General features: G+C 58.7%; 18 protein-coding genes and 1 pseudogene. 12 read left to right on the forward strand and 7 right to left on the reverse strand.

Annotation, left to right across the window (positions count from 1 at the left end; translation table 11 throughout):
• Nucleotides 1-75: 75 nt before the first annotated feature.
• Nucleotides 76-1,980 carry an AI-2E family transporter gene (locus ACQZ6D_RS17705; RefSeq protein ID WP_247750020.1) on the reverse strand — a complete coding sequence of 635 codons (1,905 nt, stop codon included), beginning with the start codon at nt 1,978-1,980 and terminating at the stop codon, nt 76-78.
• 434 nt (nt 1,981-2,414) lie between these two features.
• On the opposite strand from ACQZ6D_RS17705, the gene ACQZ6D_RS17710 reads away from it, so the two are divergent.
• Nucleotides 2,415-2,834, forward strand: coding sequence for a DUF4112 domain-containing protein (locus ACQZ6D_RS17710; protein WP_013637447.1), 420 nt, complete (start codon nt 2,415-2,417; stop codon nt 2,832-2,834).
• A 184-nt stretch (nt 2,835-3,018) separates the two neighbouring features.
• Here ACQZ6D_RS17710 and ACQZ6D_RS17715 read toward each other — a convergent pair.
• The 3 genes and pseudogenes from ACQZ6D_RS17715 to ACQZ6D_RS17725 all read right to left on the reverse strand — a co-directional run.
• Nucleotides 3,019-3,185, reverse strand: a pseudogene (locus ACQZ6D_RS17715) (IS630 family transposase); the annotation flags it as partial.
• Between the two features lie 181 nt (nt 3,186-3,366).
• On the reverse strand, nt 3,367-3,993 hold the full coding sequence (locus ACQZ6D_RS17720; protein WP_127966267.1) for a GDSL-type esterase/lipase family protein: 627 nt from the start codon (nt 3,991-3,993) through the stop codon (nt 3,367-3,369).
• A 66-nt stretch (nt 3,994-4,059) separates the two neighbouring features.
• Complete coding sequence (locus tag ACQZ6D_RS17725) at nt 4,060-4,971, reverse strand: 2-dehydro-3-deoxygalactonokinase (protein ID WP_448730368.1); 912 nt, start codon at nt 4,969-4,971, stop codon at nt 4,060-4,062.
• Nucleotides 4,972-5,086: 115 nt separating this feature from the next.
• Here ACQZ6D_RS17725 and ACQZ6D_RS17730 point away from each other — a divergent pair, with 115 nt between their 5' ends.
• The 9 genes from ACQZ6D_RS17730 (at nt 5,087) to ACQZ6D_RS17770 (ending at nt 14,798) form a co-directional block, all read left to right on the forward strand.
• Nucleotides 5,087-5,995 (forward strand): dihydrodipicolinate synthase family protein, encoded by a 909-nt coding sequence (locus ACQZ6D_RS17730; protein WP_035200874.1) that lies wholly within the window; start codon nt 5,087-5,089, stop codon nt 5,993-5,995.
• Nucleotides 5,992-7,158 carry a mandelate racemase/muconate lactonizing enzyme family protein gene (locus ACQZ6D_RS17735; RefSeq protein ID WP_013637451.1) on the forward strand — a complete coding sequence of 389 codons (1,167 nt, stop codon included), beginning with the start codon at nt 5,992-5,994 and terminating at the stop codon, nt 7,156-7,158. The genes ACQZ6D_RS17730 and ACQZ6D_RS17735 overlap by 4 nt, the downstream gene beginning before the upstream one ends.
• A gap of 24 nt (nt 7,159-7,182) precedes the next feature.
• Nucleotides 7,183-8,454, forward strand: a complete 1,272-nt coding sequence (locus ACQZ6D_RS17740) for an ABC transporter substrate-binding protein (protein WP_113292197.1) — start codon at nt 7,183-7,185, stop codon at nt 8,452-8,454.
• Nucleotides 8,455-8,521: 67 nt separating this feature from the next.
• Complete coding sequence (locus ACQZ6D_RS17745) at nt 8,522-9,448, forward strand: carbohydrate ABC transporter permease (protein ID WP_013637453.1); 927 nt, start codon at nt 8,522-8,524, stop codon at nt 9,446-9,448.
• A 10-nt stretch (nt 9,449-9,458) separates the two neighbouring features.
• A complete protein-coding gene (locus tag ACQZ6D_RS17750) occupies nt 9,459-10,289 on the forward strand; it encodes a carbohydrate ABC transporter permease (RefSeq protein WP_112401559.1) in 831 nt (276 codons plus the stop codon).
• 2 nt (nt 10,290-10,291) lie between these two features.
• The gene (locus tag ACQZ6D_RS17755) at nt 10,292-11,374 is read left to right on the forward strand and encodes an ABC transporter ATP-binding protein (protein WP_112162132.1); all 1,083 of its coding nucleotides are present in this window, start codon (nt 10,292-10,294) and stop codon (nt 11,372-11,374) included.
• Complete coding sequence (locus tag ACQZ6D_RS17760) at nt 11,371-12,354, forward strand: NAD-dependent epimerase/dehydratase family protein (protein ID WP_448730367.1); 984 nt, start codon at nt 11,371-11,373, stop codon at nt 12,352-12,354. Before ACQZ6D_RS17755 ends, ACQZ6D_RS17760 begins: the two co-directional genes overlap by 4 nt.
• Nucleotides 12,351-14,033 (forward strand): SMP-30/gluconolactonase/LRE family protein, encoded by a 1,683-nt coding sequence (locus ACQZ6D_RS17765; protein WP_112402642.1) that lies wholly within the window; start codon nt 12,351-12,353, stop codon nt 14,031-14,033. The genes ACQZ6D_RS17760 and ACQZ6D_RS17765 overlap by 4 nt, the downstream gene beginning before the upstream one ends.
• Before the next feature lie 3 nt (nt 14,034-14,036).
• A complete protein-coding gene (locus ACQZ6D_RS17770) occupies nt 14,037-14,798 on the forward strand; it encodes an SDR family NAD(P)-dependent oxidoreductase (RefSeq protein WP_448730366.1) in 762 nt (253 codons plus the stop codon).
• Nucleotides 14,799-15,255: 457 nt separating this feature from the next.
• On the opposite strand, the gene ACQZ6D_RS17775 is transcribed toward ACQZ6D_RS17770, so the two are convergent.
• Nucleotides 15,256-16,062 carry an AraC family transcriptional regulator gene (locus ACQZ6D_RS17775; protein WP_164876651.1) on the reverse strand — a complete coding sequence of 269 codons (807 nt, stop codon included), beginning with the start codon at nt 16,060-16,062 and terminating at the stop codon, nt 15,256-15,258.
• A 71-nt stretch (nt 16,063-16,133) separates the two neighbouring features.
• Between ACQZ6D_RS17775 and ACQZ6D_RS17780 the strand changes: the two genes are divergently transcribed.
• Complete coding sequence (locus ACQZ6D_RS17780) at nt 16,134-16,505, forward strand: hypothetical protein (protein WP_448730365.1); 372 nt, start codon at nt 16,134-16,136, stop codon at nt 16,503-16,505.
• 342 nt (nt 16,506-16,847) lie between these two features.
• On the opposite strand, the gene ACQZ6D_RS17785 is transcribed toward ACQZ6D_RS17780, so the two are convergent.
• Nucleotides 16,848-17,777, reverse strand: coding sequence for a LysR family transcriptional regulator (locus ACQZ6D_RS17785; protein WP_013637462.1), 930 nt, complete (start codon nt 17,775-17,777; stop codon nt 16,848-16,850).
• A gap of 117 nt (nt 17,778-17,894) precedes the next feature.
• Between ACQZ6D_RS17785 and ACQZ6D_RS17790 the strand changes: the two genes are divergently transcribed.
• The gene (locus ACQZ6D_RS17790) at nt 17,895-18,761 is read left to right on the forward strand and encodes an aldo/keto reductase family oxidoreductase (protein ID WP_448730364.1); all 867 of its coding nucleotides are present in this window, start codon (nt 17,895-17,897) and stop codon (nt 18,759-18,761) included.
• A gap of 116 nt (nt 18,762-18,877) precedes the next feature.
• Here the strand turns inward: ACQZ6D_RS17790 and ACQZ6D_RS17795 are convergent, their stop codons facing one another.
• The gene (locus tag ACQZ6D_RS17795) at nt 18,878-19,780 is read right to left on the reverse strand and encodes a LysR family transcriptional regulator (protein ID WP_127966276.1); all 903 of its coding nucleotides are present in this window, start codon (nt 19,778-19,780) and stop codon (nt 18,878-18,880) included.
• Nucleotides 19,781-19,844 lie beyond the last annotated feature (64 nt).

The raw sequence follows: 19,844 nt of genomic DNA on the forward strand, positions 1-19,844 counted from the left end.
TGGTCCTATGCGTTATGATCCAGGAGACGAGATGCGTGCCCCTTGGTAACATCGACAGACTTCTCGTGGCTGCGTTCAGGCAGCCACCGGCTGCACCCGGCGCTGGCGCGCCACTTTTCTCACGGGGCTTTTCAAGGCCACAGGGCCGGTGTCGCTCAGGGCCGACAAGACGGCCTGCGTCAGCGAAGAGGCAACGAAGTCGGCGCTTATGTCTTGAGGGTCGATTGGCGCTTCGCGCCCGCCCTCTCCCATCGGCAACAATATGCCGACACGAAGAGAAGGTCTTACACGCTTCAAACGACGCACGATCTGTCGCGCGTGCGATTTCGAGTTCTCATTGAGAAACGTAACGACAACGGTGTCGATATCGTCAGCCACCAGAGCCTTCAAATCTCGCCCTTCAATCACTGTATAGTCTGCTTGTCTGATCTGCGCACCCTGAACCAAGAGAACTTGCGATAACATCGCAGACGCTGCATCGTCCATGGCCCCTCGGCCTCCCAGGGATAGAATGGATCTGCCTTTACCGTCCGGTAGCGCGATTGTTTCTTTGGTCTCTGGCGCTGAAGTCTGTTCGTCTTCCGACATTCCCTCGTTTTCCTCTTCGCTCGCAATCTCTGCAAGATTTTCAATGAGGGCATGGGCGCTGGAGGCAAGAAGCGCGATCTGAGCCTCTGTCATCACGCCGCGCTGGCGGTCCGCTTCGCCCAGGATCAAGGCAGGAAGACCAACTTTTTCGTAGTAGTCGATGAGATATTCCTCTTCGAGAAACTCTTCGGCGTTGTCAGTCGCTTCGTTGGGGTCGCCGGAGAGCAGCCGCTGGTAAAGCTTTTCCTGCGGTTGGAGGACTGGTTCATTTCCGAGCAAAACGTCCAGAAAACTGAACTCGGGGACATATCTGCCAAGAACGACCAGACACACCGTGAGAGGTGTCGACAGCATTAACCCCAGCGGTCCCCAAAGCCAGGACCAGAAGATTGCGGAGATAATGATCGCCATCGGAGACAGGCCGGTGTGGCTACCATAGAGCCAAGGTTCAACGACGTTATTGCTGATCAGTTCGGTGATAATGAAAAGTGCCGCGACCCACGCGACCAACGACCAGCCGGGAGAGATTGCAAGGGCGAGGAACAGCGGCAATACCATTCCGATAACGGGACCAATATAGGGCACGAAACGCAGAACCAGCGTCAGCAGACCCCACAGGATCGCGTTCGGAATGCCAAGCACCCAAAGCCCAATGGTGATGGGAAAGGCGTAAAGGGCATTTACCACCAATTGCATCAGAAGGTATTTCCCAACCCGTTTTCCAGCGTCCTGCAGCGCTGCCGTCGTGCGATGCAGGTCACCAAGTCCAACCAGCCTGATGAACCTGTCGCGAAGGTCCTCGCGCTCGATCAACATGAAAATCACAAGAACGATGACCAAACCTGCCGTTGCAAACGGGCTGATAAGCGGAAGAATGAAATTGCCAAGTGTCTCGACCGGATGGGATCGCGTGACGATTTCAACGGGCATCGGCTCTCGCATGGTTGGTGCGGTCGACTGCTCGTCCTGACTTTCGACGGCGCGTGTCTGCAACTCGGCGCCGACACGCTCGACAACCTTGCTCAGATGTTCGAGCACACCATTGCCTGATCCGGCTTGGCTGAGCGCCTGAACCTTGGTGACGATATTGCGCTGATATGTCGGGATGTTTTCGGCAAGATTTGTCACCTGCGTGGCGACGACGAAACTGAACAGCGCAATTGCCATGAAGGCTGAGGCGACCGCCAAAATAACGGCGGCAATCTTGGGCACAGAGTGTTTTCGGAGAAAAGAGACAATAGGTGCCAGAGTGAATGTCAGGAGGAGAGCCAAGGCTAATGGCACGAAGATTTCCTGACCCACGTGCAGGATGACCGCGACGCCAATCAGAATGAGAATCGTTCGTCCAGAAAGCCTGGTGTTAGCCAGCGGACCTTGATGAGAAACGGCCATAAGTTTTCCGATGTCGTTTGTTGTTAAAGCGCCAGTGTCCATCAGCAGTCCGCCTTTAGATGCACCGATGAACTCAAAAAATATGTGCCATGTCCGCATCTGCTTTATGAAGATCAGCTTTAACTCGCGAAAGACGTTAAAGATGCAAGGGCGTGCCTCACATCTTTCTCTCGACCTAGCAGTCCTGTAGTAGCGCCAATGTAAGGGAAAATATTTCTTAAAAATTACTGTGGCCTATCGGAATCGAAAAAGGGGTGTAGGGCCTGAGCGATGAAGGGCGATTGGTGCTGTCACATAGGCAGGATCGAGGCGATTGAGCGTAACTGGTTCGGTTTCAATGGATGGAGATAGCTTGCGCAACGCTCTTGAACGCAACTCTCCACATCCCCATTCATATTAGGCTGAGGCATATCTCTTTTATGGAGCACGATTGTATGACAGCGAGAACGTGGAACGCCCACGGCACATCGGACGACTTCGTGGATGGTGCTGAGCGGCTCCGCCGTCTGCGGCGGCTGTCGGGCATCGCTCGTATGATGGACACAGCGATCCGCATTCCTGGCACGGGAATCCGTTTTGGTGCAGATTCCATCATGGGTTTGCTGCCACTGATTGGTGATGGTGCGGGCGCGATTGTCGGCCTCTATATCGTCAATGAAGCGCGCCGCCTTGGTGTGCCGCAGGAAAAGCTTGCGCGAATGGTTGGCAACATCGCCATGGATGCTCTTGTGGGCAGTGTTCCTGTCTTCGGTGATCTGTTTGATATTTATTTCAAATCGCACCGCCGTAATGTCGATATGATCATCCAGCACTTTGGCATCCATGGCGACGACTTGCGGCGGAAGCGCAAATAAGCCTCGACGATGGCCCGAAAAATCCTGGCGGCGGTTCTGGAATCGCAGTCGAGGTGTACCGTTTCCTCGTCGGTGGTCGAGACTGCGTCTTTCAGCCTGTGCACATTGTTGGCTGTCGCCTTAGGGCGGGTAGGCTCAACTAAGATCCTTCAGTGCCGGATAGAGGCCGCCTCGGCGGACGGAGTCGTCCCTGTTTCGCCGGGTCAGCCGGCTTTCCTGCGCGCTCGCAATCCACGCGATGGCTGTCAAAACACCAATCCCAAATCTGGACGCTGCTGAGCGCGTCGATATGCCATCCCGTGACGCAGCTAGAACGCGGCTACGCAGATCATCGTTGAAAGCTCGGGCCATGTTGCCCGCGACTAAATCACCAGTCGGAGCGATGGAATTAGAATTCCGCCAGTAAGGGGGGCCTAAACGCGATTCCGCGTTCAACGGACGTGATCTATAAATCCAATGGAAATCAGCCTGTGAACACTGCTGGGGACAGTTCGGCTCCTTTCAAGAGCTAACGATAAAGATACCCCTTGTCTCAGTTCAACAGACCTAACTTTTTTCTAAGTGCTTCCGACCAGACCGCGTAGCCTGCCGCATTCAGGTGAACCAGATCGGGTAAATAATAACGGAACATCGGCAGGCCATTTTCACCAATGAGACCGGCGTTCGGATCAAGCCATGTCGTGTGTTCGCGGCCGTTGCACCAGTCGCGCGCCGTCTGGTTGAAAAGATCGAATTCATGGCGGTATATCCAGCGCGCCGGACTGGGCTTGATCGCCAGAACAAAGACGTCCGCCTGCGGTAGCGCTCGAGAGATGCGATCGCGCAAATCCTGCAGGTGCGCAAGCGTCGTCTGCGCCTTGAGGCCGTCGCTGGCAATATCGTTTTCGCCGAAATAAAGCACCACTCTACCTGGCTTCAAGGGAACCAGGAGCCGGTCGAGGTAGTGGCTGGCAGAGAGGTAAGTGCCGCCGCCAAATCCCAGATTGACGATATCCAGCGAGCCGAGATCCTCGGTGACGGAGCTCCAGATTCGAAACGAGGATGAGCCATAAAAGGCGATCGGATTGTCTGGAAGGCCGATGCGCTGAATGCGGGCCAGAACGGCAATGATATCGTTTTCGTGACGGCTGGTGCCGATATTGGCTGGGAAGTCGTACATGATTGGTCCTAGAGATTGTCTTGAAAGCCGGATGCCGCCATTTCGGCAACCGGCGATCGGCAAGGGTTATAAAAGCGCTTGCTGCAGGACAGTCAGAGCGCCTTTTGTGAGGGCGTCATCCGCACCCATGGATGTCTTGAGCCCGAACACATCTGCGGCAACCAGATAGAGATCGTTCAGCCCGTCATTGCCGACGATAGCTGCCTCGTCTCCTTCCGCATACCATCCGGCCTCGCGGGCTTGCCGAAACTCCTGCCCGATGACCAGTCCTCGCACATAGGATCGCAACTGATCCGGCGAGAGCCGGCCCGCAAGCCCGCCGGTTCGCGCCGAAAACAGCAGCGACAGCATGGCGGCGGATCGTTTTGCCTCAGTCAGACCCCAGCGATAGGCCTCCTGATCATCGACCGGCGGCTGCGTGGAACCGCGCGCGATGAAGGAGTGATTGATAAGCAGGTTGAAGATTTCACCGGTGACGAATGTCTGGAAGCCATCGATCCTTCCCGCCGCCACCCGCGCCCATTTGCTGTGTGTTCCAGGGATGATGAGGGTGGCATCGTCGCCAAGGCCGTGACCGACGATCTGGGTTTCTTCGCCGCGCATCACGTCCGGGAAGGGCTGGCGGGCGGGGTCGGTCAGACCGGGCAGGAAGACGAGATCGGACCCGTTCGGCAGCGAACTGCGCACCGTGCCGGCGGCAAGTTCCGCCGGGCCGGCCGGGCACGGCACATAAGCGACCTCGACCCAGCCGTTGCGGCTGGTGATCATTCCGAGTGCGGCGACGGGCAAGGCCCCATGGCTTGAGAACCAGGGTGCGAGTGCATCCATCAGCGCCGCCTCGTGCTCACCCTTGCCAAGGCTCGAAATACCGTCGGCGGTTTCAAGATGATCGAGTTCTTCGCCGCCTTCATCAACGAGCGCCGCCCTCAATGATGTCGTTCCCCAATCAACGATGATCGATGTCGCCGCTGCTGCCATGTCTTGAACCTCCTCGTTCATTTCATCTTGGGGCTTGTCATAGGTCGCAAGTCTATATAGTGTCAATTAGTGAATTCAAGGTATCAAAATATGATACTTAATCGGGAGGATAATGATGGTGGCTGGCCTTAAAGGGATTTTGCCTGTTCTGCCTACGCCGTTTCTGGCTGATGGCGGCATTGACGAGGCGGGTATGAAGCGACTGGTGATCTTTGCGCTCGACAAGGGCGTCGATGGTGTCGTGTTTCCCGGTTTCGCCAGCGAGGTGGAGACTTTGAATGCCGCCGAGCGTGCGGCGTTGCTGAAAATTGTCGTGGATGTGGTGGCCGGGCGGGTGCCGGTCGTGGCCGGGGCAAGTGCGGCCGACTGGCGTGATGTGGTTGAGCACGGGCGGGCGGCATCGGCGCTTGGCATCCGCCACCTGATGGTGCAGGTGCCCAAGTCGGTCGGCACGGATGCGCCGGCGCTGATCGAATTCCTCGGCAGGATCGTCGAGGCGCTGCCCGAAGTTGAAATCATTCTGCAGAACGCGCCCGCGCCGCGCGGCTCCGACCTTTCGCCGCAGGCGATCGTGGAGATCGTGCGGGCGTTGCCGCAGGTGACCTATGTCAAGGAAGAGACGCTTCCTGCCGGCCCGGCTATCAGCCACATCGTCGCCCATGCGCCTTCGACACTGAAGGGCGTCATCGGCGGGGGCGGCGCGCGTTACATTCTCGACGAATATGCCCGAGGTGCTACCGCAGCCATGCCGGCGCTGGAGATCGCCGAGGAACATGTGGCCATCGACCGGGCGCTCGTTGCGGGGCGGCAGGAGGAGGCTCGTCGGATTTATGTGCGCACCCTGCCTCTTCTGGTGCTGCAGGCGGTCTATCGCATGCGGCTGACCAAATATGTGCTGGCCCGCCGCGGCGTGATCGAAGGCGTCGGTGTGCGTGCGCCGACACCCGAGCTTGATGCGGCGGCCATTGCCGATATCGACGCCAATCTGGTCGAACTAGGCCTCGTTGCCGTGGAGGCCGCATGAACAGCCCCATCGCAAGCGTCGAAGTCTTCACCCTGACCCAGCCGCGCAAAGTGCCTTATCTCGGCGCCTTGCGTGAAGGTGAGGTGGTCAATCCCAACGGCTATATCGTGCGCAAGGGAAATCGCACGGTCTACCCGACCTTCGACCGCAGCGTGCTGGTGCGCATGACGACCGAGGCTGGCGTCGTGGGCTGGGGTGAGACCTACGGTATCGTCGCCCCCGGCGCGGTCGCCGCTCTCATCAACGATCTTCTCGCCGGTTTCGTGATCGGCCGCGATGCTTCGAACCCTTCGGCGATCTATGACGACCTTTACGACATGATGCGGGTGCGCGGTTATACCGGCGGCTTCTACGTGGATGCGCTCGCCGCGCTCGATATTGCGCTATGGGATATTGCCGGACAGGAAGCCGGCAAGTCCGTTCGCGACCTGCTCGGCGGCGGCGTGGATACGTTTCCGGCCTATGTTTCAGGCCTGCCTGAAAAGACGCTCAAGGCCCGCGGGGAATTGGCGAAATACTGGCAGGACCGCGGTTTCAACGCCTTCAAGTTCGCAACGCCGGTGGCAGACGATGGCCCGGCGGCCGAAATGGCGAATCTCCGGAAGGTGCTTGGACCCGATGCAAAGATCGCCGCCGACATGCACTGGAACCAGACGCCGGAGCGGGCGCTGGAACTGATTGCCGAAATGCAGCCCTTCGACCCGTGGTTCGCAGAGGCTCCGGTCTGGACGGAGGACATTGCCGGTCTGGAGAAGGTTTCGAAGAATACCGAAGTGCCGATTGCAGTTGGTGAGGAATGGCGCACCCATTGGGATATGCGCGCCCGCGTCGAGCGCTGCCGCATTGCGATCGTCCAGCCGGAAATGGGCCATAAGGGTATCACCAATTTCATCCGTATCGGTGCTCTTGCTTCCGAGCATGGCATCGATGTCATCCCACACGCCACCGTTGGCGCCGGCATATTTCTTGCCGCCAGCCTGCAGGCGTCGTCGACATTGCCAACGCTCAAAGGTCACGAATTCCAGCATTCGATCTTCGAGCCGAACCGTCACCTGCTGGAAGGCGACATGGATTGCCGGGAGGGCAGGTATCACTTGCCGTCCGGACCCGGACTTGGGGTAAGGCCGTCGGAGGCGGCACTCGGTCTGATTGAACGTATCTGAACTGGTTTTTTGGAGGAGGAAGCCATGAACAAGACAATAAGCCGATTGGCGCTCGGCACCGCGACCGCCGTTTTGATGACAATGGGCAACCTTGCCCCGGCCAGGGCCGATACCGTTCTGAAATTCATTTCCTGGCAGACGGACGATGCCGGCACAGGCGAATGGTGGCATTCGGCCATTGCCGCCTTCGAAAAACAGCATCCGGGCGTGAAAATCGAATTCACCAAGGCCGAGCGCAGCTCCTATGCCGACACGATGACGACGCTTTTTGCGGCCAACCAGCCGCCGCAGATCGTGCATCTGGCGTCCTTCGAATTTCAAATGTTTGCCGATAGCGGCTGGCTCGAGCCGCTCGACCCGTGGCTGAAGAAGGACGGCATCGACATGACCGGCTGGGCCGGCCAGCAGAAATGCGAATGGAATGGCGAAACCGTCTGCATCATGACCAACTATTTCGGTTTCGTGATGGCCTACAACAAGAAGCTTCTCGAAGAAGCGGGCGTCACGGTTCCGAAGACCTATGACGAGTTTCTGGCCGCGGCAAAAGCGACGACAAAGGATCTGAACGGCGACGGCATTATCGACCAGTTCGGCACAGGCCATGAAACGAAAGGCGGTCCGGGTCAATATCTGACGGAGATGCTGAACTACATCCTCGACGCTGGCGCCTACTGGACCGACAAGGACGGCAATATCACCATCGATACGCCGCAGATGGTGGAGGGTCTTTCACGCTGGAAAACCGTGATGAAGAGCGGGATCAGCCCGGTCGACATGAGCGCCAGCGACGTGCGCAAGCTGTTTGCCGATGGCAAGATGGCCATGCGGCTGGACGGCCCCTGGCTTTACGGCACCACCGAAAAAGGTTCGGCCAAGACTGACATCATTTACGCCGCACCGCCGCTTCATCCGCCGCTTGGCGGCTCGTCCAATGTACTCGCCATGCCGGCCGATATTCCCGACGACCAGAAGGCATTGGTCTGGGATTTCATCAAGCTGACGATGTCGCCGGAATTCCAGCGCAGCTATGCCACCCTTGGAGGCAACACCCCGCCAAGCCCGAAGGCCGACGTCTCGGGTGTTGAAAAGACCATCCCGCATTTTCCGGTGCTGATCGAGACGATGAAGGCCGCGTCCGAGGCGGGGATCGACCGCATTCCGACCGGACTTGAGCTCTTCTACAACGAGTTCAGCAAGATGGTGATGGAAGAAAGCCAGCGGATGATCATTCAGGATCTCGATCCGGCGGCGGTGGCGAAAACCATGCAGGCAAAGGCCGAAGCCATCAAGGGTTGATCCCGTTGTCCTGCCATGGCCCGGGAAGGGCCATGGCCATCATCCGCATCCGGCAGGAGGACCATCCATGACCGAACCCGTTCGGGCTGGGCGTCGCAAGTTCTTCGATCTTGCGCGCCCCAGCCGGCAACATCTCCTCGGCTATATTCTGATTGCGCCCGCAGTCCTGATGGTTGCCGCCATCATCGTCTGGCCGCTCGTTTTGGCCATCGACCTGTCGTTCCAGCAGGTCAAGATACCACGGCTTGGCGGTGCCAGCCGGCCGTTTTCGCTGAGCAATTACACATGGTTGTTCTCCTCGCCGGAATTCTGGCTGGCCTGTTGGGTGACGCTAAAGCTGGTTATCGTCGTAACCGCCGGCAGCGTCGCCGTTGGTCTCAGCACGGCGCTTCTGGCCAATAATCGCTTCAAGGGCCGCACCGTCGCGCGGCTGGGAATGGCGCTGCCCTGGGCGGTGCCGGAAATCATCGCGGTCGTCATCTTTGCGTGGATGTTCGACACCTCCTTCGGCCTGTTCGGTTGGCTGGCGATCAAGCTCGGTTTCACCGACCAGATGATCCCCTGGGTCAGCAGTTCCACGGCCGCCTTCTGGGCCGTTGCCATCACCATGGTGTGGAAGGGCTTTCCTTTCGTGTCGATCATGTGTCTGGCCGGTCTGCAGTCCATTCCCACCGATTATTACGCCGCCGCCAAGGTGGATGGCGCCAGCGTCTGGCAGCGTTTCCGCTGGATCACCATGCCGTTGCTGATGCCGGTTCTCGGGGTCACGCTGGTGCTGACCCTGCTTTGGGTGTTCCGCGACTTTTCCATCATCAAGGTTCTGACCGGCGGCGGCCCGCTGCGTTCAACCCAGACGCTGTCGATCATGACCTACGACCAGGCCTTCCAGTATCACAACTTCGGTCGCGCCGCCGCCGTCGGCGTGCTGACGCTGGTGATCTGCATCATTGCCAGCCTGCTGATGCTCGGCCGGCGCTCGAAATCAATCTACTGAGGAGGCTTTGATGAAACGTAGCTTTGCCCAGAGCCTTGCCCTCTACGCGACGGTGATCTTTACGCTGGTGATGATCCTGTTCCCGGTCTACTGGCTGCTGGTTACCGCCCTTTCCACCACCGACGAACTCTACCGCCTGCCACCGACTTTCTGGCCGGACGATCCGCAATGGGATATTTTTGCCCGTGTCTGGGCGGCAAAGCCGATCCTTCTGTGGCTGTGGAATTCGATGCTTGCCGCTGTCGGCTCGGTTGTGCTGTCGATGCTGGTTTCGGTCAGCGCCGGTTACGCCCTGTCCCGCTATTCGATGCGGGGCGGCGCTACCATGGGAATGTTCGTTCTCACAGCCAAGATGTTGCCCGCCACGCTACTCGTTATCCCGCTATTTTCGATCTTTTCGAGCTTCGGTCTGATCGGCAGCCTATGGACCCTTGTGCTTGCACATTCGACCATGATCATTCCCTTCGCAACCTGGATGCTGAAGGGTTATTTCGACACGATCCCGAAGGAACTGGAACAGGCTGCCATGGTCGACGGCTGCTCGCCGATCGGCGCCATGGTGCGTGTCGTGCTTCCCATCGCAACACCGGGGCTTGCCGCCACCGCGCTTTACGCCTTTGTGCTCAGCTGGGCCGATTACGCCTATGCGCGCACCTTTCTGGTTAACTCGCCGGACAACTGGACCGCCAATCTCGGCATCACCACGATGCAGGGCGAATATGTCACCTATTGGAACGACATCTCCGCCGCATCGGTGTTCATCGCGCTGCCGATCATCGCAATCTATCTGTTCCTTGAACGTTATTTGGTCGGCGGTTTGACCGCTGGCGCGGAGAAATAAGCATGGCCAATATTTCCATTCGCAACGTCAGCAAGTCCTATGGCGCGCTCAACGTGCTCAGGCCCTTTTCGCTTGAGATCGAGAACGGCGAGTTCGTGGTGCTTGTCGGACCTTCCGGTTGCGGCAAGTCGACGATGTTGAAAATCCTTGCTGGTCTCGAACCGGCAAGCGAAGGGCAGATCTTCATCGGCGACAATGAAGTCACGGATCTGGCGCCCGGGGACCGCGATATAGCCATGGTGTTTCAGAATTATGCGCTCTATCCGCATCTGACGGTTCGCCAGAACATCGGCTTCGGGCTGAAGATGCGCGGCACGGACAGGCATGAGATTGACCGCCGGGTCGACGATGCGGCGCGCATTCTGGAAGTGACGCCCTATCTGGATCGCAAGCCCAAGGATCTGTCAGGCGGTCAGCGACAGCGCGTCGCTCTGGGACGAGCGATCGTGCGCCAGCCGCAAGCCTTCCTCATGGACGAGCCGCTGTCCAACCTCGATGCCAAGCTGCGTGTCCATATGCGTGCCGAAATCGGCGCTTTGCATAAACGCATCGGGGTCACTACCGTCTACGTGACGCATGACCAGGTCGAAGCCATGACCATGGCGGACCGGGTTGTGATCATGCAGGGCGGCATCATCCAGCAGATTGCCGCACCGGACGAACTGTTCAACAACCCGGCCAATCTTTTCGTTGCCGGTTTCATCGGCTCGCCGGGCATGAACTTCCTCAATGCGCAACTGCATGACGGCACTGTTACCCTGTTTGGGCAACATGTTTCCGTGCCGGGCGCGGCTGATCGCCAAGGCAGCGTGATCGTCGGTCTGCGGCCGGAACATCTCGTTCTCGGCGATGCGCCGGTCGCCTTCGATGTTCACCCGACGCTGGTGGAAAGCCTCGGATCGGAAAAATACGTCTATTTCGACGCGGAAGGCGCAAGGGTGGCCGATGGCGAGGAGGGCAAGTCCAAGGGTCTGATCGCGCGCGTCTCGCATACCGGCAATCTTCCTGGCAACGAGGCACTCCGGCTCGGTTTCGATCCGGCCAAGCTTTATCTCTTCGATGCAAAGACCGGAGAACGGCTATGATCCTCGTCACCGGATCGACGGGCCGTGTCGGTCGTGCCGCTGTCGCCGCCTTGCGCGCACAGGGCCGCACCGTTCGCGGTTTTGATCTCAGGCCATCGGGAACCGGCGGCGAGGAAGTCGTCGGGTCGCTGGAGGATGCGCAGGCACTGTCCGAAGCTATGAAGGGCGTGAGCGCCGTGCTGCATCTGGGAGCCTTCATGTCCTGGGCTCCGGCGGATCGCGATCGTATGTTCGCTGTCAATGTCGAGGGTACGCGCCGGCTTCTGGATGCCGCTTCAGCGGCTGGCCTGCGGCGTTTCGTGTTCGCTTCCTCAGGCGAGGTCTATCCGGAAAACCGACCGGAATTCCTGCCGGTCACCGAGGATCATCCGCTTTGCCCCAATTCGCTCTATGGCCTGACCAAGCTTTTGGGCGAAGAGCTGGTGCGCTTTCACCAGCGAAGCGGCACCATGGAAACGGTGATCCTGCGGTTTTCGCATACGCAGGATGCGGCGGAACTGCTGGACGAAGAGAGTTTCTTTTCCGGTCCCCGGTTTTTCCTGCGGCCGCGCATCCGCCAGCAGCAGAATTTCGGAAACACCGTCATCGCCGAATTGCTCCAGTCCCGCGATATCGGTGAGCCGTCGCACATTCTGTCGCGCAACAAAAACGGCCGTCCATTCCGTATGCACATCACCGATACGCGAGACATGGTGGCGGGAATTCTGCTCGCTCTCGATCACCCCGAGGCGGCGGGTGGCACCTTCAATCTCGGTTCCGATGAACCGGCCGATTTCGCCGTGCTTCTGCCGAAGATTGCGGCGCTGACCGGCCTTCCCATCGTGACAGTCGATTTTCCCGGCGACGGCGTTTATTACCATACGTCCAACGAGCGGATCAGAAACACTTTGGGGTTTGAAGCAGAATGGACGATGGACCGGATGCTGGACGAAGCGGCGGCCGCAAGGCTGGAGCGACGCGCGAAGGAGCAGAGGCGATGAAGCCCGAGACGCCGGGCGGCACGGCGGCGCTGGCCAAAGGGCTAACCCTGCTCGATATGGTTGCCGACGCGCCGGAACCGCTACGTTTTGCCGAGTTGTTGCGCGCCTCCGGCCTGCCGAAGCCGACCTTTGCACGCATCCTGCGCACCCTTATCGCCTATGGTCTCGTCCGTCAGGATGCGGCCCGGGGCACTTATGTTCTGGGCCAGCGTTTTCTGGAAATGTCCCATAGGGTCTGGGAGAGTTTCGATCTTGTCTCGGCGGCGACCCCGGAACTCGAGCGGCTGGCGGCCGAACTGGGGGAAACGGTTGCGCTGTGCCGGCTTGACGGCACGATGACGCAATATCTGGCCGAACGTTCGCCGAATGGCCTTTCTGTGCGCGTCGAGGTAGGGCGCCGCGTCCCCCTGCATTGCACGGCACCCGGCAAGGCACTGCTCGCCTTTCAGGACCCCGCCGTCGGCCGTGCCCTCTTGGACCGTCTGACGCTGGATGTGCAGACCCCGAAAACCATCACCACGCTCGATGCGCTCCAGGCCGACCTGACGTTGACCCGGGCACGTGGTTATTCGATTTCTTATGAGGAGCACTTGGCAGGTGTAAATTCGGCAGCCGCGCCTGTCATGGGTCGCGACAATACGCCGATCGGCGTGCTTGTTGCGCTTGGCCCATCATCGCGGCTCAGTTCCTCCAATATCCATCCAGCCGGGCGCGAATTAATTGCTGCCGCCCGCCGTATCACGGGTGCGGCTGGGGCTGTCGCCATTAGTTCCAGGCCCAGACCCAGGTCTGTCACCGGCCGTCCGAGTGCCGAGCTGAGTTGCGTCTTGCCATGGGGCGCACAGCTTGGCGAGAGTCCAGTGTGGCACGATGGCGAAAATACGCTCTACTGGGTCGATATTCTGCATCCCGCTGTCCACCGGTTTGATCCAGCGAGTGGCCGGAACGAAACCTGCGAGACCGGGAAGTTGGTCAGCGCGGTCATTCCGGTTCGCGGTGGGCGTCTGCTGGTGGCGTCTCAGGACGGGATCGAATGGCTGGATTTTGCATCAGGTCGCCTCACACCCTTCGTCAGCCCGGAGGCAGGCATCGTCGACAACCGCTTGAATGATGCCAAATGCGGGCCTGACGGTGCGATATGGGTGGGATCGATGAGGATTGACGCCTCCAAGCCCACGGGTGCGCTTTATCGTATCAGCACCGATGGCGCATTCGAACGCAAGGAAGGCGGCATCATTGTCTCCAACGGCCTCGGCTGGAGCGCGGATGGGAAAACCTTCTACTTTGTTGACACGGTACCTGGCCTCATCCACGCCTATGATTGCGATCCCGCGACCGGAACGCTGTCGGGATGCCGCGAATTCGCACGCATTCCCGTCGCTGACGGCCGGCCGGACGGTCTTGCGGTGGACGCGGAAGGAGGGGTCTGGTGTGCGATCTGGGATGGCTGGTCCGTGCGCCGTTATCTTCCGAACGGGAAGCTCGACCAGGTAATTGAGATGCCGGTGCCCCGTCCCACCAGCATCGCCTTTGGTGGGCCGGATCTGTCGACGCTGTTCATCACCAGCGCCCGCACCCGCCTGCCGGCCTCGACACTCGCCGACGCGCCTCTGTCAGGTGGACTGTTTTCCTGCCGCCCGGGAGTTTCCGGTGCGCATGTCTCATTGTTCGAAGGATAAAGGATGAACCTTGACACCATCTTTGGCCTGAAGGGCCGCGTGGCGCTCGTTACCGGTTCAAGCCGTGGGATAGGAGCGGCGATTGCCGAAGGGCTGGCTGGGGCAGGTGCCCATGTCATCCTGCATGGCGTCAAGCCGGGCGCCACAGCGGCTGTACATGAGCGGATTGTTACGCACGGGGGAACGGCGGCTCATCTGGCAGGCGATCTCTCCGAAGTCGGGGCTGGTCGGGATCTTATCGAGCGAGCAGAGGCGATCGCACCACTCGATATCCTTGTTATCAACGCCAGTGCCCAGATCAATGCCACTCTATCGGCGCTGACGCCAGGTGATCTGGCCTTTCAACTGGCGGTCAATCTGGGCTCGACGGTCGACATGCTGCAGACGGCACTGCCGCGAATGTCGGCTCGGAAATGGGGCAGGATCGTCTCCATAGGATCAGTCAATCAGCTAAGGCCCAAAAGCGTCGTTACCGCCTATGCGGCGACGAAGGCCGCACAGCACAATTTAATTCAAAGTCAGGCTAGAGATTATGCCCGCGACAACGTGTTGCTCAATACTCTCGCTCCCGGCCTCATCGATACGGACCGCAACGCTCATCGCCGCGTCGAGGACCCGGAGGGCTGGAATGAATATGTAAGCGCATTGAACTGGATGGGGCGGGCCGGGCGACCGGAAGAGATGGTGGGGGCAGCTGTCTTTCTGGCGTCGGAGGCATGTAGTTTCATGACGGGCGAAACGATTTTTCTCACCGGAGGTTATTGAGCGGGTGGATATTGAAAAAATGCAAAATGTCCCGAACGCAGGTGTTGGCCCAGCAACTTTTGCGGTGATCGTCTGGAGAGGTCGTCATTCGAAAAACCAGCGCCGATAATGTGGCGATTGTGCGGGCCTGGCTTCGACGTTGTCATCACGGAGCTGCCGCATACTATCATCCACTCATGCGTCTGCTTGATTTGCCGAACTTCATCCTGACGCCGCATGTGGCGTGGGCAAGAAGCGCAGCGGTCCAGTCGCTGGTCTATTAGCTGATCGACAATGTCGAGGCGTTCTAGCGCGCCCTTCGTTTGACCGTTATAGCTTCTCATGTAATCGAGAAATGCGCGCATGGCGGCACGTGGGAGGCGGGTCGTAAAAACCATTGCGGTGGGAGAGTGTCCATTGGGAGGAAGCTCCGCCAGCCGGCCGATTTCCTTTCAGGTGTCGCTGTACCTTCTAACGTTCAGCGGTCGAAGTTTCCCAGATATCGGGCAGGCGATGTGCCAAGCGCTTTCTTGAACATGGTTATGAATGCAGAGACGGATTGATATCCAAGATCCCCCGAAACCTGCTGCACCGTTGCCCCCGCTGCAAGGCTTCGGATTGCGACAATCACCTGCAATTGTTGTCGCCAGCGGCCGAAGGTAAGGCCCGTTTCGCTTTGAACGAGACGGGCGAGCGAATTCTCACTCATCGCCACTCGTTTTGCCCATTGCGCCATCGTACTGCGATTGGATGGATCGTCTGCCAGCTCGGATGCAATGCGTGCAAGCCGGGGCTCGTCCGTCAGCGGGAGGTGAAGATGCTCGACCGGCATCCGCGACAATGCCGACAGAAGCAGCGTTTCCATGAGCTCTAAGTCAGCAGTCGCGGCAGCCGATTGGTCGGCCATCTCGATGATCAGTTCCCTGACGAGCGGAGACAGGGAAAGCGTGCAGCACCGGTTCGGCAGATCGGCAGCCCCCGGCTCGATGAACAGGAAGAACAAACGTGCGTTGGCGGTGGCCACATTGCTGTGAAGCATGCCACCTGGAACCCAGACGCCACAATGAGGCGGAACCATCCACATGCCGCTTGGGACGCGACAAGTCACGCCTCCCAGCAGCGGCATGACAAGCTGGCCCTTACGGTGCTGGTGTTCGGGAGCCTCGCGTTCATTCTGAGACACGTCGATCCTCACAGCGCGAACGCGCGATGAAGAGCTTTCGACATCAGGGTCGGCGAGGGCACCGGACAGGGATAGTGGTGGCTGGAGGTATTTAGTGATCATTAGAGGGAATATCTAAATTCGTCCGATCAGTTTGTCGATAGGGTCATCTCGCAAGAAGCTGGAGGGTGATCATGGCACTTCAAAAACACAACGACCGCTGGTGGTCGGATATCGTCCGGACCGAAATTCGTCTGACCTCGAAAGGACCTCGCAGGTTCTGCATCCTGCCCCCATCCCTGATGGGGACAAGGCCGGATCATGCCGCTGTTCTGAAAAGGATTACAGGGGTTCTTTTTTCGAAAGCCCGAGCGTTGCTTGCCCGCCAGCCTCCGGCCATGTCGACTGTTGTGCGCGATGACGCTGCCGAAGCCTATCTGCGCGCCTGCCTCGCTGCTCCATTCTTTTTCTATGTGTCGCCAGCGACCTACGGCCTCGCAGACAATGTTACCACTGATGAAAAGGGCATCGAGCGCAAGGCCACACTGCCGGGGGATGAGGTGTGAGTTACCGGCCAGTTGTCACCAGCGGGAACGTCATCTTTTCGCTGAAAACATTCCTTGCGGCCATGGCGCGGCCGATGCGCTGGAACTGCTTGAATCGCCTCACATGGCAGATGGCTCACGTAACCCGCATTTCAGGCCCATCCTCTACCGTCAATACGAGGGCAAGCCAAAGCGTCTCCGCCGCATCTGTTGTATCCGATATCTGATTAACGGACTGGATTACTGCAAGACGGGCCCATGTCTGAATAGTCGATCTAGTCCAATGCATGATGCGTGTTATGGCGATATGCACGATGGATCGACCAATGCCGGCGGCAAGAAACAGAGCTAAGGACTTTGAATTCACGGGCCGGGCTGCAAGGATTTCGCTGCATCTTTGTGCGATTGTCTCACGAAATCGATAAATGCGCGTAAAGGCGCGGGCACAAGCCGCCGTCCGGAATAATAGAGGAACGGGCCGGAAAACCGCAGCCACCATTCTTCCATCACCGGTACCAGATCTCCTCTATCGAAGTGTGGCCTTAGCCAGTCTTCAAAAATATAAATGATGCCAGAACCGGCAATGGCTGCGTCGATACCAAGATCGGTGCCGCCGCCGAACTGAACAACGAGGCTACCTTTAGGATTTATCGCGATTTCTTCCCCATCGCGTTCGAATTCCCAGGAGGGAAGCGCGCGCCCCGAAAACCGGCCTAAAATACAATCATGCGAAAGCAGGTCTTGTGGATGTTGCGGTTTGCCTCTTCTTGCAAGGTAACCCGGCGATGCGGCAAGGGCGTAGCGCTGCTGGCGCGGTCCGATCGGCAAAGCCACCATATCCTGCTCGAGCCGTTCGTCATAACGGATGCCTGCGTCGCAGCCGCTCTTTATGATGTCGACGAAATTCTCATCGGTCACGATTTCCAGCCTTATTTCCGGATAGGCCTTTAGGAACGGCGGCACGATCGGGGGCAGAACCAGCCTCGCAGCACTCATCGGAACATTGAGTCTGAGATCCCCCGAGGTGCGGCCGCGGCTGCTTTTCACCTCGTCGAGTGCCGATGCCACCTCTGCGAATGCGGGTCCGGTGCGCTCTAGCAAGAGACGTCCTGCATCCGTCAGGAGCACGCTGCGGGTTGTGCGATTGAATAGTCTTACCCCAAGGTCTTCTTCGAGACGCTTCACCGCATCGCTCAACGCCGAGGAGCTGACTCCACTTTCGCGCGCGGCCTGCCGAAAACCTTTGGATCTAGCCACCAGTAAAAACGCATTCAGATCCGTTAAATCCGACACCCTGCTCTCCAAACATAAAAAACAATTGTCCGTCTTCACGGACAACCTGTCCGGATTATAGCTTCTTGTAGCGTATATGCCGCCTGTCTATTTTGGAGGAACACAAGGAGATGGACCATGAGCACTATTGCAACTTCAGGAACCTTCACGCTTGGCGATCATACGGTGCGCCGGCTGGGCTATGGCGCGATGCAGCTTGCAGGCAAGGGCGTTTTCGGGCCTCCGAGCGATCGTGCGGAGGCCATAGCCGTCCTGCGCGAGGCGGTGGAAAGCGGCGTCAACCACATCGACACCAGCGATTTCTATGGCCCGCATGTTACAAACGAGATAATCCGCGAAGCTTTGCATCCCTATGACAACGATCTTGTGATCGTCACCAAGGTCGGCGCAGGCAGGGGCGCGGACGCTTCGTGGTATCCTGCGTTCGCGCGCGAGGAGCTGACACAGGCCGTTCATGACAACCTCCGCAATCTCGGAGTGGATGTACTCGATGTGGTCAATCTGCGCGCTATGTTCGACGTGCACGGCCCCGCGGAAGGCTCATTGGACGAGCCTCTTGAAGTTCTGGCGGGTTTAAAGCAACAGGGACTGATCCGGCATATCGGACTGTCTAACGTCACGGCGAAGCAAATCGAGGACGCCGGAAAGATCACCGACATCGCTTGCGTGCAGAACCAGTACAATCTTGCGCATCGGCAGGACGAAACCTTAATCGACACACTCGCCTCCCGAGGAGTTGCCTATGTGCCGTTCTTTCCTCTTGGCGGCTTCTCGCCGCTGCAATCCTCTACCCTGTCTGACGTGGCCGCCCGGCTCAACGCCACGCCGATTCAGGTTGCGCTTGCCTGGCTTCTCCAGCGATCGCCGAACATTCTCCTGATCCCGGGCACATCGTCACGGGGACATCTGCGAGAAAACCTCGCCGCGGCCAGGATAGAGCTCCCCTCGGAGGCACTGTTGGAGCTGGATAAGGTGGCTGCTTAATGCCGCTTGTAGAAATCTGGGGAATTTGTCGACGGGTTGTCATCTGTCCTCACGCCCGCTTTTGGCAAATGCTGCCTAGTCAGCGTCGCCCCAGAAGCAGACATTCGCTGCCATTGTCAGGACAACTTCACTAAGGTGTCGAGGAAAGCGCGGACGGCCGGGTTTGACCGCCGGCTCTCGGGCCACAGCGCCGTGATGTTGTGCCGTTCCACCGCATAATCGGCCAGAACCGGAATAAGCGCTCCACGCCTCACCCAAGTGCTGGCCATGAAATTGGTTGCCATTCCGATTCCGGCACCTGCTGCGATCGTCGCAAGCACGGCTTCGCTCGCGTCAACGATAATGCTAGAGGTGGGCACAATCTCCACCTCCCTGTCCCCTACGTGGAAAGGCCAGCGGAACAGCTGGCCGCTACTCTGGTAGCGCAGGTTGACAGTCTCGTGCTCTTCCAATTGGTCTGGACTGGTCGGCGGGCTGCGCCCGGCCAGATATTCGGGCGAGGCATAACAGCATAGCCGATGTGGCAGAAGGCGGCGCGAAAGCAGGCGCGAATCTGCCACATCACCAATGCGGACCGCTACATCGTAGCCGCCTTCGATAAGATCAACCATGTGATCGCTCAAACGTAGATCTATATTGACCCTCGAATGGAGCCTGCGAAACTGAGGAAGCATCGGCGCTATTACGTGCAGGCCGATAGGCAACGATGCTGCAATCCGTAAAGTGCCAGCGGGCTCGGTGCGCGCTGCTTTTGCCGCCTGCTCTATATCTTCGGCGTCGCGCAGCAGCCTGAGCGCACGCTCATGAAGATCGCGCCCCTCGGTCGTCAGGGCCAGGGAACGTGTCGTACGCGCAAAAAGCGAAACGCCGAGCTGCTTTTCCAGCCGCTGAATGCTTTTGCTGACCGCCGAGGGTGAGATGGACAAGGAGCGGGCGGCGGCGGTGTAGCTTCCGAGCGAGCCGGCCCGAGCGAATGCGATCAACCCAGTCAGTCTATCAATTCCGATTTGTTCCTTCATGGCATTATTAAAGCGAATTATCTGATGATTATCAAGCGAAGGGAATGATCGTATCTTCAGTCAT

The sequence above is a fragment of the Agrobacterium sp. 22-3639C2 genome (assembly GCF_053522105.1).